Origin of the sequence: Pseudarthrobacter sulfonivorans (assembly GCF_014712225.1) — a bacterium.
Taxonomy (GTDB): Bacteria; Actinomycetota; Actinomycetes; order Actinomycetales; family Micrococcaceae; genus Arthrobacter; species Arthrobacter sulfonivorans.
The window spans coordinates 349311-365310 of sequence record NZ_JACXBW010000003.1 but is presented as its reverse complement, the minus strand read 5'-3'; the positions used below and the strand labels follow the sequence as shown (position 1 = coordinate 365310).

General features: G+C 64.6%; 16 protein-coding genes. 13 read left to right on the top strand and 3 right to left on the bottom strand.

The annotated features are described in order from the left end of the window. Positions 1 to 227: 227 nt before the first annotated feature. Positions 228 to 461 (bottom strand): DUF5703 family protein, encoded by a 234-nt coding sequence (locus IAQ70_RS06075; RefSeq protein WP_190988403.1) that lies wholly within the window; start codon positions 459 to 461, stop codon positions 228 to 230. Between the two features lie 39 nt (positions 462 to 500). Between IAQ70_RS06075 and IAQ70_RS06070 the strand changes: the two genes are divergently transcribed. Then, complete coding sequence (locus IAQ70_RS06070) at positions 501 to 767, top strand: hypothetical protein (RefSeq protein WP_190988402.1); 267 nt, start codon at positions 501 to 503, stop codon at positions 765 to 767. Between the two features lie 47 nt (positions 768 to 814). Here IAQ70_RS06070 and IAQ70_RS06065 read toward each other — a convergent pair whose 3' ends face one another. After that, the gene (locus tag IAQ70_RS06065; protein ID WP_190988401.1) at positions 815 to 1750 is read right to left on the bottom strand and encodes an aldo/keto reductase; all 936 of its coding nucleotides are present in this window, start codon (positions 1748 to 1750) and stop codon (positions 815 to 817) included. Between the two features lie 50 nt (positions 1751 to 1800). Between IAQ70_RS06065 and IAQ70_RS06060 the strand changes: the two genes are divergently transcribed. Next, complete coding sequence (locus tag IAQ70_RS06060; protein ID WP_190988400.1) at positions 1801 to 2634, top strand: undecaprenyl-diphosphate phosphatase; 834 nt, start codon at positions 1801 to 1803, stop codon at positions 2632 to 2634. Positions 2635 to 2649: 15 nt separating this feature from the next. Then, positions 2650 to 3927 carry a cysteine--1-D-myo-inosityl 2-amino-2-deoxy-alpha-D-glucopyranoside ligase gene (mshC, locus tag IAQ70_RS06055; RefSeq protein ID WP_190988399.1) on the top strand — a complete coding sequence of 426 codons (1278 nt, stop codon included), beginning with the start codon at positions 2650 to 2652 and terminating at the stop codon, positions 3925 to 3927. A gap of 68 nt (positions 3928 to 3995) precedes the next feature. Here mshC and IAQ70_RS06050 read toward each other — a convergent pair whose 3' ends face one another. Further along, the gene (locus IAQ70_RS06050; protein ID WP_190988398.1) at positions 3996 to 4901 is read right to left on the bottom strand and encodes a PAC2 family protein; all 906 of its coding nucleotides are present in this window, start codon (positions 4899 to 4901) and stop codon (positions 3996 to 3998) included. Between the two features lie 150 nt (positions 4902 to 5051). Between IAQ70_RS06050 and IAQ70_RS06045 the strand changes: the two genes are divergently transcribed. From IAQ70_RS06045 to IAQ70_RS06000, 10 genes are all read left to right on the top strand, one after another. Then, positions 5052 to 5783, top strand: coding sequence for an HAD family hydrolase (locus IAQ70_RS06045; protein WP_190988397.1), 732 nt, complete (start codon positions 5052 to 5054; stop codon positions 5781 to 5783). Beyond that, positions 5780 to 6943: a site-2 protease family protein gene (locus tag IAQ70_RS06040; RefSeq protein WP_190988396.1), complete on the top strand. Its 1164-nt coding sequence runs from the start codon at positions 5780 to 5782 to the stop codon at positions 6941 to 6943. Before IAQ70_RS06045 ends, IAQ70_RS06040 begins: the two co-directional genes overlap by 4 nt. 110 nt (positions 6944 to 7053) lie before the next feature. After that, entirely contained in the window at positions 7054 to 8115 is a 1062-nt protein-coding gene (locus IAQ70_RS06035; protein WP_190988395.1) for a tRNA (adenine-N1)-methyltransferase, read from the top strand. 83 nt (positions 8116 to 8198) lie between these two features. Then, positions 8199 to 9950 (top strand): proteasome ATPase, encoded by a 1752-nt coding sequence (arc, locus tag IAQ70_RS06030; RefSeq protein WP_190988483.1) that lies wholly within the window; start codon positions 8199 to 8201, stop codon positions 9948 to 9950. Further along, complete coding sequence (gene dop / locus IAQ70_RS06025) at positions 9947 to 11620, top strand: depupylase/deamidase Dop (RefSeq protein WP_190988394.1); 1674 nt, start codon at positions 9947 to 9949, stop codon at positions 11618 to 11620. Before arc ends, dop begins: the two co-directional genes overlap by 4 nt. An 85-nt stretch (positions 11621 to 11705) precedes the next feature. Further along, entirely contained in the window at positions 11706 to 11909 is a 204-nt protein-coding gene (locus IAQ70_RS06020) for a ubiquitin-like protein Pup (RefSeq protein ID WP_190988393.1), read from the top strand. 77 nt (positions 11910 to 11986) lie between these two features. Next, positions 11987 to 12808 carry a proteasome subunit beta gene (gene prcB, locus IAQ70_RS06015; protein WP_190988392.1) on the top strand — a complete coding sequence of 274 codons (822 nt, stop codon included), beginning with the start codon at positions 11987 to 11989 and terminating at the stop codon, positions 12806 to 12808. A gap of 1 nt (position 12809) precedes the next feature. Then, positions 12810 to 13529 carry a proteasome subunit alpha gene (gene prcA / locus IAQ70_RS06010; RefSeq protein WP_190988391.1) on the top strand — a complete coding sequence of 240 codons (720 nt, stop codon included), beginning with the start codon at positions 12810 to 12812 and terminating at the stop codon, positions 13527 to 13529. Between the two features lies 1 nt (position 13530). Then, complete coding sequence (gene pafA, locus IAQ70_RS06005; RefSeq protein WP_190988390.1) at positions 13531 to 14895, top strand: Pup--protein ligase; 1365 nt, start codon at positions 13531 to 13533, stop codon at positions 14893 to 14895. 109 nt (positions 14896 to 15004) lie between these two features. Then, a complete protein-coding gene (locus IAQ70_RS06000) occupies positions 15005 to 15976 on the top strand; it encodes an FKBP-type peptidyl-prolyl cis-trans isomerase (RefSeq protein ID WP_190988389.1) in 972 nt (323 codons plus the stop codon). Positions 15977 to 16000: the final 24 nt, after the last annotated feature.

The following is a 16000-nucleotide window of genomic DNA, read 5'->3' as shown; positions in this document are numbered from 1 at the left end:
CGCTACTTGGACGGTCCGCTGATCATGTCAACGGCGTGGCAGCCGGCCTGCGCAAAACCGGCGAGGGCTGCGCAACACCCCTCACACGCTCTCTCACTTAATGCGGGTTTCTCACAAGCGCTCTCTCACTTTCCTCAGGAAAGTGAGAGAGCGCTTGTGGATTTCCCGCATTAAGTGAGAGAGCGTTTCAGGTATTGGGGGCACAGCCTGACTCGGCCGCTGGACGCCTAGACGGTCCGCTGGACCTGCATGACCCGCCGGCGGAGCCAAAAGCGCCGGCCGCCGCCCATGTACAGCACACTGCGCTCCAGTTCCCACTTGCCGTACTCGGAATGCTCCACGAGCCGGCGCCTGGCCTCAGGCAATGAATCCACAGGGCTGACAGTCAGTACGAGGTACTCGTACTGCTTCAGAATGTCCCGTTCCCTACGGACCGAGCTGGTGAGAAATTGTTCCTTCATTGCTCTCCATTTTCGTCCTTTTCCGGCTAACGTGAAGTCATGAGCATCGATCCGCGTGTCGCGCTTCAGTCCCTGACAACCGCCTTGGAAGAACACCTTATAGCAGCATCCAGCAGGCGTGGGGATGGGGATCCCGCCGTCGAAGCGGCATTTTTTTCGGTCGCAGATGCCTTCGAAGTTTATGAAGACGCTCTCTACGAGGCCTACAGCGAAGTGACGCCTCTTCAGGTTTTTGACGACGATGAGGACGAGGACGAGGAATCCGGCATCGACGATGATGAGGACCTCGAAATCGTCGAGGAGTGAAGGGCGTCGCCCCTTCAGTTTCCTCAGCCGCGGCAGTTCCCGCAACATCAGGCGGGTTCGGACACGTCCTCCAGCGCACGCGCTATCTCCGGCGGAAGCCGGGTCAGCTGGGCAGCGAGGATCTCCTTCGCCTGGATCGGTGTTCGGGGGCCAACGATGGCGGTGGCAACGCCATGCTGTGCCAGTAGCCAGCTCAGCGAAACATCCAGCGGCGTCCTGCCCAGGCCTTTCGCGGCCATAGCCACGGCCTCCACAACGCTCGATGGCTGCTGCTCCAGATAAGGCTCCACGTAAGGCGCGGTATCACTGCGTGCGGCCCGGGAATCCGCCGGGATGCTGCCGCGGTACTTGCCCGTCAGCACCCCGCGCCCCAAGGGCGCCCACGCCATCAGCCCCAAGCCTGCATCTTCCACGGCGGGGACCAGTTCCGCTTCCGGTTTCCGCTGGACCAGGGAGTACTCGGCCTGGGCGGCGACGAGCGGAAACCCGGCAATCGCGGCTGCTTTGGCGCTCTGCCAGCCGTTGAAGTTGGCAATGCCCGCATAGCGGGCACGGCCGCTGCGGACCGCGAATTCGAGGGCTGACAACGTTTCGTCCAAGGGGACGTTGCCGTCCCATGCCTGGGCGAACCAGACGTCCACGTAGTCGGTTCCCAGCCTTGCCAGGCTGGCATCCAGGGCGCTTAGCATTGCGCTGCGGGAGGTGTCCACGGACCGCCGGCCCTCCGACGTCGATGTCCCCGCCTTGGTGGAAATGGAGACTTCGGTGCGGGAGACCACGTCACCCAGCAACAAGCCGATCATCGCTTCGGCGCCGCCCTCGGAGTAGGACGCTGCCGTGTCGACGTGCTTTCCGCCACCCTCAACAAAGGTGCGCAAGATCTCCGAGGCATCCTGTTCGTCGGTTTCGTTGGCCCAGGACATGGTGCCAAGGGAAAGGGCGGAGACTCGCAATCCACTGTTGCCGACGTAACGCTGCTGCATAGCTGCAAGCTTACGGGGAATCAACAGGGGGCATGACGTAGTGTCTTACCGTGAACTGGATTGAGGCGGCCCTGCTGGGCCTGGTACAGGGTCTGACCGAATTTCTACCGATTTCATCAAGCGCGCATCTGCGGATTGTGGGACAGTTCCTGCCCAACGCGTCGGATCCGGGGGCGGCGTTTACGGCCATCACCCAGCTCGGAACCGAAACGGCCGTGGTGATCTACTTCTGGCGCGATATCGTCCGGATCGTCAAGGCCTGGGCAGGCTCGCTGGCGGGACGAGTCCCGCGCCATGACCCCGACGCGCGTATGGGCTGGCTGGTGATCCTCGGCAGCCTGCCCATCATCGTGCTGGGCCTGCTGTTCCAGGACCAGATCGAGTCGGTGCTGCGCAGCCTTTGGATCGTCGCCACGATGCTGATCGTTTTCGGCCTGATCCTGGCCGTGGCGGACGCCGTGGGAAAACAGGACAGGGACCTGACCCAGCTGAGCTACAAGCATGGCATCCTGTACGGGTTTGCCCAGGCCATGGCACTCATCCCCGGCGTCTCGCGTTCTGGCGGCACCATCACCGCTGGCCTCCTGATGGGCTACACCCGCGAGGCCGCGGCACGCTACTCGTTCCTCCTCGCCATCCCGGCAGTGTTCGGTAGTGGCCTGTACCAGCTGTACAAAGTGGTCTCAAAGGACGGCATCACCGGCCCGTTCGGCCTTCCGGAGACGGCGCTGGCCACCGTGATCGCCCTTGTGGTGGGCTACGTCATCATCGGCTGGTTCCTCAAATTCATCTCCACCCGCAGCTACCGGCTGTTCGTCTGGTACCGGATCATCCTTGGCCTGGCTCTCTATCTTTTGCTCGGTTTCAATGTCATCAGCGCCTAGAAGTAGGCTTGGGCTGTGAAATCCTGGACTTCCCGCCCTGTTCCTGTGCTGCCTGGCACCATGCCGGCCCTCCGTTTGTTCGACACTGCCCTCGGACGTGAGGTCAGCCTGCCAGTGAGTGGCGAGCAGTCGATGTACGTATGCGGCATCACCCCCTATGACGCCACCCACATGGGCCATGCTGCCAGCTACGTGGCGTTCGATCTCCTGAACAGGGCCTGGCGCGACGCCGGCTTCAAGGTCGCTTACGTCCAGAACGTTACGGACGTGGACGACCCCCTGCTGGAGCGCGCCACGGCCACCGGTGTCGACTGGCGTGACCTGGCAGCGAGCCAGATTGACCTCTTCCAGACGGACATGGAAGCCCTGAACGTGATCGCCCCGGACCACTACGTTGGCGCCGTCGAATCAGTGGACGTGATCGTTCCCGCCATTGAGCGGTTGCTCCAACTGGGACTTGCCTACCGCGTGGCCGGCGCGGCGGGGGAGCCCGACGGCGATGTCTACTACGACGTCGAGGCCGCAGGAAAGCAGTCGATGGCCCCTGATGCCTGGACCCTGGGTTCGATCTCGCGCCTCGGCGAGGCTGAAATGCTCGAGCTGTTCGCCGAACGTGGCGGCGACCCCGGCAGGGCCGGCAAGCGGCAGGCCCTGGACCCCCTTCTTTGGCGGGTAGCCCGCGACGGCGAGCCCAGCTGGCCCGGCGGTGAGCTTGGTCAGGGCCGGCCGGGGTGGCACATCGAATGCACCGTCATCGCCCAGCAGTACCTTCCCGCACCGTTTACCGTCCAGGGCGGCGGCTCAGACCTCATCTTCCCCCATCACGAGATGGGTGCCGGCCATGCCTATTCGCTGGCCGGCGTCCCGCTGGCCCATCACTACGCCCACGCCGGCATGGTGGGCCTGGACGGCGAAAAAATGAGCAAGTCCAAGGGAAACCTGGTGCTGGTATCAAGGCTCCGGGCAGACGGTGAGGAGCCGGCCGCCATCCGGCTTGCCATCCTGGCCCACCACTACCGTTCAGACTGGTCGTGGACTCCGGAGGGGTTCGAGGAAGCCAAAACCAGGCTTGCTGCCTGGCGGCGCGCCCTCGCCGCTGCGCCGGCCGGCTCAGCCGCAGGTGTGATTGGTGAAATGAGGTCTGCGCTTGCCGCCGACCTCGACGCGCCGACGGCGCTGGCGGCTGTTGACCGGTGGGCGGCCACCGCGAACGCGGCGGCAGAAACAGGCTCCCAGCAGGATCTGGCCCTGGTGAGCGACGCAGTCGAGGCGTTGCTCGGCGTCGTTCTCTAAGTCAGTGATCCCGCTCTAACCCAATGACCGCGGCAGCGATGCGGCCGCGGTCACTGAAGCGCCTGGCTTCAAGGCTTGTCGCGGCCCCGGCGTTTAAGGTAGCGCTCAAATTCGCGCGCAATGGACTCGCCGCTCGCCTCCGGAAGGTCGGCGGTGTCCTTGGCTTCCTCCAGCTGGCGGACGTACGCGGCGATTTCCGGGTCCTCGGTAGCCAGCTCATCCACGCCGCGTTCCCAAGCGGCTGCCTCCTCCGCCAGCTCGTGGGTGTCCAGCGGGACCTGGAGAAGTTCCTCGACCCGGTGGAGGAGGGCCAGTTGTGCCTTGGGCGACGGGGCCTGGGCCACGTAATGGGGGACCGCGGCCCATAAGGAAAGGGTCGGAATGCCGGCCAGCAACGCCACCTCCGACAGGACCCCAACAATGCCAACGGGGCCTTCGTACTGGGACGGTTCCAGATTGAGCCGTTCCCGCAGCGGGGCGTCATCCGAGGATGTACTCACCGGGATCGGCCTGCTATGGGGGACATCGGCCAGCAGCGCCCCCACCAGAACCACGTAGTCCACTTTCAACGCCTCGGCATGGACCAGCAGTTCGGCGGTGTAAGCCCGCCACTTGTATGACGGCTCAATGCCCTGGACGAAGATGACGTCCACATTCGAATCCGGCGCGGCCGCCTTGTAGATGCGGGTGGACGGCCATTTGATCTTGCGTTCCCCCGAAGCGTTGCGGCGGACTGTGGGACGCGTGAACTGGAAGTCGTAGTATTCGTCGGCATCGATGGACGCGACCTTCTTGCCGCCCCACACCTTGTTGAGGTAGCGCAACGAGTCGCTGGCGGCCTCACCGGCATCGTTCCAGCCCTCAAAAGCCGCCAGCATCACAGTGATGCGCTGCCCATCGGCCACTGGCAGCAGGAACTGCTCCTGTTCAGGCGCGGCACCTGGTTCCGTGGTGTCTCCGTCGAAGCTATTCATTTCTTCACCCTACTTCCAAGGGCCGGGGCGATGCAGTGAATGCCGGGCCAAAAAGTGCGCCGGTCGCGATTCCATGCGTGAACGCCCGGCGATATTCGCCAAGGGCGTACCCCACGGGTGGCGTTCAGCCTTGCACCGTAGACTGAACGCATGCGATCCTCACCCTCCGATTCACCACTCCGCGCCGTTCTTTGGGACATGGACGGCACCATCGTGGACACAGAACCGTACTGGATCGCCGCGGAACACGCCCTCGTGGAAGCTCACGGAGGCAGCTGGTCACACGATCAGGCCACCCAACTGGTGGGGCAGGCCCTGACGTTTTCGGCCGGCGTCCTGCAGGACGCCGGCGTGCGGCTGGGCACCCGGCAGATCATCGACACACTGACCGCGGAGGTCATCGAGAGCGTCCAGCGTGCCGTCCCGTGGCGTCCCGGCGCGAGGGAACTGCTCGATGACCTGCACCGGGCGGGCGTGCGGTGTGCGCTGGTCACCATGTCCGAGGGGCCGCTGGCCCGCGAGATCGTGGCAAGCCTGCCGAAGCCTTACTTCGAGTTCCTGGTGACGGGAGACACCGTCGCGCAGGGCAAGCCCCATCCGGAGGCGTACCTGAAAGCGGTGGAGCTGCTTCAGGAGGCTGACCCGGGGCTGACCGTCGATCATTGTGTTGCGCTGGAAGACTCGGCGCCCGGGGTCGCGGCGGCCCTTGCATCAGGGGTCGCGACGGTGGCCATCCCGCATATCGTTCCCCTCCCCGACGATCCCCGGCACACAACCTGGGATTCGCTTGCGGGGCGTACCGTCTCAGAGCTGGAGGCCATTGCTGCCAGCAGCCTGGGAGCCGCCGCAGGCCAGGCGCAGACGCTTGGGAGCCTGTCTTGAGCGACACGCCCGCCCCTGCCCGCAGGGAGGGAATCCGCCTCGGCCGGATCGCTGGGATCCCGGTCATCCTGGCCTACTCGTGGTTTGTGATTGCAGCCTTTACGGTCATCGTCTACGGACCCGTCCTGCTGCAACGAAATCCGGCCTTCGGCATTACCGCCTACTACGTGGCATTCGCCTATGCGTTGCTGCTGCTCATTTCAGTCCTGGTCCACGAGCTGGCCCATGCCCTCACGGCCAAGATCTACGGCTGGCCCACGCAGAAGATCGTACTGAATCTTTGGGGCGGCCATACCCAGTTTGAGAACTTCACCGCCACCCCCGCCCGCTCCGTCATCGTGGCACTGGCGGGACCGGCCGCCAACCTGGTCCTCGCCGGCGGCGCCTGGCTGGTCCTGTCCGGCAGCAGCCTGGGCATTGTGGCGGACACGCTGACCAACATCTTCATGTGGGCCAACTTCGTCATTGGCATCTTCAACGTCCTTCCCGGACTCCCGCTGGACGGCGGCCGGATTGTCGAATCCGCCGTCTGGAAGGCCACCGGCAGCCAGGCCAAGGGCACCGTCGCCGCCGGCTGGGCCGGCCGCCTCATTGTGGTGGCGTTGGGCTTCTGGTTCATTGCGATGCCGCTGCTGGCCGGCGTGACACCAGACTTCAGCCTCCTGATGATCACCGTACTCGTGGGCGGATTCCTGTGGATGGGCGCCAGCGCAGCAATCCAGCAGGGCACCCTGCGCGGCAGGCTGCACCTGGTGAGCGCAACCGCTTTGGCAACTCCCGCCGTCGGAATTCCCGCGACCGCCACTGTGGCGGACATCCGCCGCCTGTCAACGGAGGGGACCGCGGTTGTTACCTGCGGGCCGGAGGGGCGGCCGGAGGGTGTTGTGGACTTGCGTGCCCTCGCCGCAGTTCCCGACTCCGCCGCGGGTTCAACCCCTGCGACGGCGGTATCTTATGCACTTGTGGCCGGCGCCTATGTCCCCGAATGGTCCCAGGGGCAGGAGCTGATCCAATATCTTTCCCAGCTGGAGGGCCGTGAATATGCCGTGGTTGACCACCGCGGCGCTGTGACGGGGCTGTTGTCGCAAAACGCGATAGTGAGCGCCATCACTGGCAAGGCGGTCCGGTCGAAGAAGCACCCGCAGGGCCAAAACCGGTAGAGTTACGTGCCGGCCATGCACTGCCGCCGAAAGGGCGCCCGGGGCCTGAACGCGCCGGGCGGACATTTTGCATGCGTGGCCCCACAGTCTTACAGGAGCGAGGAAATTTCATGAGCAGCGAATCTGCCGCCGACACCGCAACACCGTCCACCATCGGTGTTGCCGCCGGCGGAGCCCAGCCGGTAGGGGCTGCCCGCCGCCGCGGACCCTTCCGTGAAGGCGAACGGGTCCAGTTGACCGACGAACGCGGCCGCATGAACACCATCACTCTCGAAAGCGGGGGCGCCTTCCACACGCACCGCGGTTTCCTGAACCATGATGAAATCATCGGTCAGGCGGACGGTTCGGTGGTAGTGAACAACGTTGGCCAGCAATACCAGACGCTGCGCCCGCTCCTCTCCGACTTTGTCCTCTCCATGCCCCGCGGCGCCGCAGTGGTGTATCCCAAGGACGCCGGACAGATCGTCACGATGGCCGACATCTTCCCGGGTGCCAGGGTTGTTGAAGCCGGGGTGGGTTCCGGCGCCCTGTCCATCTCGCTGCTCCGCGCCGTGGGCGACAACGGCTACCTGCACTCCTTCGAACGCCGCGAAGAGTTCGCAGACATTGCCCGCGGCAACGTGGAGACCATCTTTGGTGGCCCGCACCCTGCCTGGCAGATCTCGCTGGGCGATTTCCAGGAGGAAGTAGTCCGCAGCGAGGCTCCCGGTTCCGTGGACCGCGTGGTCCTGGACATGCTGGCACCCTGGGAGTGCCTCGATGCCGTAGCCACTGTGCTGGCACCCGGCGGCGTCTGGATCAACTACGTCGCCACCGTTACCCAGCTGTCCCGGACCGCGGAGGCCATCCGCGCTGACGGCCGCTTCACCGAGCCGGACGCCTGGGAGTCCATGGTCCGCGGCTGGCATCTGGAAGGCCTGGCGGTGCGCCCGGACCACCGCATGGTGGCCCACACCGGGTTCCTCCTGGTCACTCGCCGGCTGGCCGACGGCGTCACAGGCATTTCAGTCAAGCGCCGTCCCTCGAAGACAGACTTCAACGAGGACGATGTCAACGCCTGGACTCCCGGCGCGGTTGGCGAACGGCTGGTCTCCGACAAGAAACTCCGCAGGGCAGCACGTGATGCCATCGCCGGCACCAACGTCAAGGACGGCCCGGAGATCACGAACTAGTCCACATTTCGGGAGTCTCCAGCAGTACCTGCCAACTTGGGGCTAAGGTCTTAATAAGAAGCGCAGGAAGGGGCTGATGCATGATGGAGACGCCGAATCAGGACTCCGGACGGACACCCGCGGAGCAGGCTGCCGCCAACGAACTGTCGGTTGCGGACAGGCAGGTCAATGTCCTTCGGGACAAACTCAGGCACATCGACCGCCAGCTTGCGGCTGCAACGCAGAACAATTCCAAGCTGGTCAGCATGCTGGAAGCGGCGAAAGCCGAGATCCTGCGCCTGAAGAATGCCCTGGATCAGGAGGGCCAGCCCCCCTACAGCTTCGGCACCATCCTGCAGCTCAATCCCAGGCGCATGCCGTCGGCTGGCAACAGCGGGCAGGCCGCTACCGAGGAGTCCGCGGATATCTTCAACGCCGGCCGGAAGATGCGCGTGGGAATCAGCCCGCTGGTGAACATCAGCCAGTTGTCCGTCGGCCAGGAAGTCCTGCTCAATGAGGCCCTGCTGATTGTTGCCGGCCTCGGCTATGAGCGCGCCGGCGAGCTGGCAACCCTCAAGGAAATGCTGGGTACGGACCGCGCCTTGGTGGTGGGCCGGGCGGATGAGGAACGCGTCATCAGGCTGTCCGGCGCCCTGCTCAACGAAAAGCTCAGGGTGGGTGACGCGCTGTCCATCGATTCGCGCACGGGTTATGCCCTCGAGAAAGTCCCCCGTTCCGAGGTGGAGAACCTGGTCCTCGAAGAAGTCCCCGACATCACCTATGAGGATATCGGCGGCCTCGGCCCGCAGATCGAGCAGATCCGGGATGCCGTGGAATTGCCGTTCCTCCACCCGGACCTCTACCGGGAACATGGCCTCAAGGCCCCCAAGGGCATTCTGCTGTACGGCCCGCCAGGCTGCGGCAAAACCCTTATTGCCAAGGCTGTTGCCAACTCCCTTGCCGCGCGGGCGGCGGAGCGGACCGGCAATGTGGACCTGAAGAGCTACTTCCTCAACATCAAGGGCCCGGAACTCCTGGACAAGTACGTGGGGGAGACGGAACGGCACATCCGCCTGATCTTCTCGAGGGCCAGGGAGAAGGCCTCGGACGGCAGCCCGGTAGTGGTGTTCTTTGACGAGATGGATTCACTCTTCCGCACGCGCGGCACCGGGATCTCCTCCGACGTCGAGACCACCATCGTGCCGCAGCTCCTGAGCGAGATCGACGGCGTGGAGCGGCTGGACAATGTCATTGTCATCGGGGCGTCCAACCGTGAGGACATGATTGATCCCGCCATCCTCCGGCCTGGCCGCCTTGATGTGAAGGTCAAGATCCAGCGTCCCGACGCCGAAGCCGCGGCGGACATTTTCAACAAATACATCACGACGGACCTGCCGTTCCATGAGTCGGACCTCGCCGAACACGACGGCGACGTCCAGGCGACCGTGGACGCCATGGTCCAGCGCACGGTTGAAGCCATGTACTCCACGGAGAAGTCCAACGAGTACCTCGAAGTCACCTACGCCAACGGTGACACTGAGATGCTCTACTTCAAGGACTTCAACTCCGGCGCCGTTGTCCAGAACGTTGTGGACCGGGCCAAGAAGTACGCCATCAAGGATCTGCTCACCCTGCATCAGAAGGGCCTCCGGATAGAGCACCTGCTGCGTGCCGTGGTGGACGAATTCCGCGAACACGAGGACATGCCGAACACCACCAACCCTGATGACTGGGCACGGATCTCCGGCAAGAAGGGGGAGCGGATCACTTACATCCGCACCATTGTGCAGGGCAAGGCCGGACAGGAGCCGGGCAAGTCCATCGAAACGATGCCCAGCACGGGACAGTACCTATGACCGCAGTCCCGGAACGCCGCGCCGGGGACGCCCTCCCCGCCGGCGGTGCCATGCGCGTCATGGGGGCGGAAACGGAGTACGGCATCCACGCCCCGTCCGCACCGGGTGCCAACGCCACCATGATGTCCGCACGCGTTGTCCAGGCATACGCCCAGGTGACGCGGCAGCGCGCAGCCGGCGGGGCCGAAACCCGGTGGGACTACACCGACGAGGAGCCGCTGCACGATGCCCGCGGCTGGACCCTCGAACGCGCCTCTGCCCACCCCAGCCAGCTCACCGACCAACCGCCGGTGCTCGACGCCGAGGCCGTGGCGCTGGCTTACGGCCGCGAGGAACTCGAACTGGACGGCGAGGACGAGGCCGGCAGCCTGCTCATGAACATGGTGCTCGGGAACGGCGCCCGCCTCTACGTGGACCACGCCCACCCGGAGTACTCCAGCGCCGAGGTTACCAGCCCCCGGGACGCAGTGATCTGGGATGCGGCCGGAGACCTGGTGGCACTGGCTGCGGTGCGGCGCCTTGCGTCGGACCCTGAGCTCCCGCCGGTCAACCTTTATAAAAACAATACTGATAACAAGTCTGTCTCGTACGGCTCCCACGAGAACTACCTCATGCCCCGCTCCGTGCCTTTCGGGGACATCGTGCGTGGCCTCACGCCATTCTTCGTCACTCGCCAGATCATCTGTGGTGCCGGGCGGGTGGGACTCGGGCAGGACAGTTCCACGCCCGGCTACCAGATCAGCCAGCGGGCGGACTTTTTCGAAGCTGAGGTGGGCCTTGAGACCACCATCCGCCGTCCCATCATCAATACCCGCGACGAACCTCACGCCACTGCCGACAAATACCGGCGCCTGCACGTCATCATCGGGGACGCCAACCTCAGCCAGTCCTCGAATTACCTCAAGTTCGGCACCACGGCCCTCGTCCTGAGCCTTATCGAGGCCGGCCTGGCGCCCAAGGTGGAGGTCTACGAACCGGTGCAGGCCCTTCAGGCGGTCAGCCACGACACTTCACTCACCGCCAGGCTCAGGCTGTTGGACGGCCGCCGGGTGACGGCTTTGGATCTGCAGTGGATGTACCACGAGGCAGCGGCCAAGCTGGCGCAGGACACCGGCGTTGCCGACGCCGTCGACGGGGACGGCCACACCCACGACGTTCTGGAACGCTGGGCCACCACCCTCACGCAGCTCGATTCCGACCGGAACGCGGCGGCCACCTCCGTTGAGTGGCTGGCAAAACTATCCCTGCTGGACGGTTACCGGGACCGCGACAACCTCGCCTGGAACGATGCCCGGCTTGGCCTTGTGGATCTGCAGTGGGCCGACATCAGACCCGAAAAGGGGCTTTACTACCGCTTCCTGGCCAGGAACCGCATGCAGCGGATCGTCAACGACGCCGCGATCGCCGCGGCCGTGACCGAACCGCCGCCGGACACGCGCGCGTTCTTCCGCGGACGCTGTGTCAGCAGCTTCGGCAAGGACGTGGTGGGGGCCAGCTGGGACTCGGTCATTTTCGATGTCCCGGGCTACGGCCGGCTGCAGCGTGTGCCTACCCGGGAGCCCCTCCGCGGCACAAAGGCCCTCACGGGTGGGCTCTTCGCCCGCCACCGCACGGCCGGACCGTTCCTCGCCGAACTCCTTGGTCACAACACCGCTCCGCCTCCGGCGTAAACCGCGCCGACGGGCGCGCAGCGTGGCAATATGGGCGTATCAGCAGATCCGCCCGGATCCGATGATTGCAGAAGGAGAGATTAAGATGGCAGGCCAGGAACAGCAGCAGCCCCAGTCGCGGGACACCGAAGTCGAAGAAGACATCCCCGAGGCACCACCAGCGGCTCCCGATGCGCAGGCTTCGGCCGCCACCCAGGGCGTCGATGACCTCCTGGACGAAATCGACGGCGTGCTTGAGTCCAACGCCGAAGAATTCGTCCGCGCCTTCGTCCAAAAAGGCGGCCAGTAACCCGGATCCAAACGGGGCGGTAGCCGCACCGGCCGGAAGCTGTACCGACGTAGACGGACCACGTTCAAGGAGTGCTAGTGCAGGAATCAACCGCCAATCAGGTAGCCGGCAACGCGACGTCGTCATTTACCGAGCATCTGCAGCGGGACCGGCCGGACCTGCTCCCGTACAACCGTTCACTGAACCCGGCAACGGCGCCGACCGCCCCGCTGCAAGTGCCGCACGCCACCACCATCGTGGCGATGAGCTACGGCGGAGGCGTTCTGATGGCCGGCGACCGGCGTGCCACGATGGGCAACGTCATTGCCAGCCGGCACATCGAAAAGGTCTTTCCGGCGGACCGGTACTCAGTACTGGGCATCGCGGGCACAGCCGGGATCGCCATCGACCTGACACGGCTCTTCCAGGTGGAGTTGGAGCACTACGAAAAAATTGAAGGAACGCTCCTCAGCCTCGACGGCAAGGCCAACCGGCTCGGCGCCATGATCCGCGGGAACCTCCCCATGGCCCTGCAGGGACTCGCAGTGGTTCCCTTGTTTGCGGGTTTCGATACCACTGCGGGCGTGGGCCGCCTTTTCTCTTACGACGTCACCGGCGGCCGGTACGAGGAACGCGAGCACCATACGGTGGGCTCCGGCTCGGTTTTTGCCCGAGGCGCCCTGAAGAAGCTCTGGCGCCCCGGCATGTCTGAAGCCGAGGCGGTCTCCGTGGCCGTGGAGTCACTCTATGACGCGGCCGACGACGACTCCGCCACCGGTGGCCCGGACCCGGTCCGCCAGTTGTGGCCAGTGGTCTACGCGGTGAACCGCGACGGGGCAAGGCGCATCCCCGAATCGGAGCTTGCGGCCGTTGCAGGGAGCATCATCGAAGCCCGGTCCGCCGAACGACGGGAGGCCTGAGATGACGCAGCAGTTCTATGTTTCGCCCGAACAACTGATGAAGGACCGTGCGGACTTCGCACGGAAAGGTATCGCCCGCGGCAGGTCTGTAGTGGTCATCAGCTGCCAGGACGGCATCGCCCTGGTGGCTGAGAACCCGTCCCCGTCGCTGCACAAGATCGGTGAAATTTACGACAAGATCGCCTTCGCAGCTGTTGGCAAGTACAACGAATTTGAAAGCCTGCGCCAGGCAGGCGTCCGGTACGCCGATGTCCGCGGCTACTCCTACGACCGTGATGACGTCACAGCCCGCGGACTTGCCAGTGTCTACGCGCAAAGCCTCGGCGCGGTATTCACTGCCGAGCAGAAACCCTTCGAAGTGGAACTTGCCGTGGCCGAAGTGGGGCCCACCCCGGAGCAGGACCACCTGTACCGGCTGACGTTCGACGGGTCGATCGCAGACGAGCAAGGCTTCATCGTGATGGGCGGCCAGGCGGAGCGGGTCTCAGCCGTTATTGCCGAGGGCTGGCGATCTTCGCTGCGGTTCACCGGCGCCGTCCGGCTGGCTATCGGCGGCCTTGCCAGCGGTACTGAGCAGGGCGAGGCAGGAGCAACCCTTCCGGCCAAGGCCGTAGAGGTCGCCGTCCTGGACAGGCAATCGGAGACGGCCCGCGGTTTCCGCCGGGCCTTCCGGCGAATGAACGACGCCGACATCACGGCGCTGTTGGCGGAGGAGGACTGAGATGGACAAGAGGATCTTCGGTATTGAAACCGAATTCGGGATCTCGTATTCGAGCCCCGATTCACGGCCGCTGGCGCCGGAGGAGGTGGCACGGTACCTGTTCCGCAAAGTGGTCAGCTGGGGCCGTTCGTCCAACGTCTTCCTGACCAACGGTTCGCGGCTGTACCTCGACGTCGGCTCGCACCCCGAGTACGCCACTGCGGAATGTGATGACCTCGCGCAGCTCATTGCCCACGACCGTGCCGGCGAGCTGATCCTTGACGACCTCGTGGATGAGGCGCAGGCGAGGCTGGCGGCCGAGGGTTTCAACGGCACGGTCTACCTCTTCAAGAACAACACCGATTCTGCCGGGAATTCCTACGGCAGCCACGAGAACTACCTGATCCCACGCCGCGGCGAATTCTCCCGGTTGGCGGAGATCCTCATTCCCTTCCTGGTCACCCGCCAGCTAATCGCCGGCGCAGGCAAGATCCTGAAGACCCCGCATGGGGCAACCTTCGCGTTTTCACAGCGCGCTGACCACATCTGGGAGGGAGTCTCGTCGGCCACCACCCGGTCCCGCCCCATCATCAACACCAGGGATGAACCGCACGCTGACGCTGAATTCTTCCGGCGGCTCCATGTCATTGTGGGCGACTCGAACATGTCCGAAACCACAGCCCTGATCAAGGTGGGCACCGTGGACCTCATCCTCCGCATGATTGAGGCGGGAGTGATCATGCGGGACATGCGGATGGAAAACCCCATCCGCAGCATCCGGGAGATCTCCCATGACCTCAGCGGCCGTGCGCTGGTCAGGCTGGCAAACGGCCGCCAGCTCACCGCCCTGGAGATCCAGCAGGAGTACCTGAGCAAGGTCACGGCCTTTGTCCAGGAGCATGGCGCCCACAATCCGCACGTCCCCATGATCCTTGACCTCTGGGAACGGACGCTGAAGGCCATCGAGAGCGGCAACACCAGCACCATCGACACGGAAATCGACTGGGCCATCAAGAAGAAGCTCATGGACAACTACCGCGAGCGGCACAGCCTGGGCCTCGACGCACCCCGGATCGCCCAGTTGGACCTGACGTACCACGACATTTCGCGGACGCGTGGCCTCTATTACCTGCTGCAGTCCAGGGGCGCAGTCCGCCGCGTCGTGGAGGACACCGTCATCAAGGACGCCGTGGACGCGCCGCCGCAGACCACCCGCGCGAAGCTCAGGGGCGACTTCGTCCGCCGGGCGCAGGAACTGGGCAGGGACTACACCGTGGACTGGGTGCACCTGAAGCTCAACGACCGCGCCCACCAGACCATCCTGTGCAAGGATCCTTTCCGCAGCGTCGATGACCGGGTGGAGGCTCTCCTCGGCTCTATGGGCTGACGTTCAGGTTCAGGGGCTATCCTTGACAGGGCCATTCTTTGGCCCTGCAGCGGTGCCGGGCGCCTGTTCCGGTATCGCGTCCACCCTGCCCCGACGAAAGTTCTCTTACGTGCGCCGACTCCTAGCAATCCTTCTCCCCGGTCTGCTGCTGCTTACCGCTTGTGGCGGTTCGCCCGCGGCACCGGAACCCACCAGCCAGTCGGCCGGTGACACTGCCAAGTTCGACTCCCTGAAACTGACGGACAACGGGGACAAAAAGGCTCCCGGCGTGGAGTTCTCCAAGCCGCTGGAGGTCGCGGAGCCCACCGTCAAGGTGGTCACCGAAGGCGACGGCGACGCGGTCAAAGCCAATCAGGTCGCCAACATCTCCATCCTCGCCGTGAGCGGCGCAGACGGTTCCACGCTCGAAGACACCTTCCCGGGCGAACCGGAAGCACTCGAACTCAGCGATGACATGAAGACCGGAAATGCTCTCATCTACAACGCGTTCGTGGGCGCCAAAGTGGGTTCTACCCTGGCACTCGCCGTTCCCGGCCAGGCGGCCGCGCCAGCCAGCGCCGCACCGGACGGCACCACACCGAGCCCCACACCCAGCAGCGCTGCCCAGCCCACGCAGCTCCTGTTGATCAAACTGGTCTCCGCGACGGATGTCACGCCACCGCTTGAAAAGCCCGAAGGCGACACCGTCACTCCGCCAGCCGGCCTTCCGACGGTCAAGGATAATGACCAGGGCATCCCGGAGATCTCCATCGAGGGTGCCCCGGCGCCTACAGCCCTCATCGCCCAGGACCTGATCAAGGGCAAGGGCGCCGAAGTCAAGGAAACCGACACGCTCACCGTCAACTACGTCGGCGTGAACCTCGTCGGCGGCACCAAGTTTGACTCAAGCTACGATCGCGGCGAGACGGCCAGCTTCCCCTTGACCCAAGTGATCAAGGGCTGGACCCAGGGACTGGCAGGCAAAACGGTGGGCTCCCGGGTCCTCTTGGTCGTCCCGAAGGACCTCGCGTACGGTGATGCCGGCCAGGGCGAAGCCAAGGGCGACCTTGTCTTTGTTGTGGATATCCTCGGCGTCAAGTAACTTCCAAACCATCACGCACTCAAA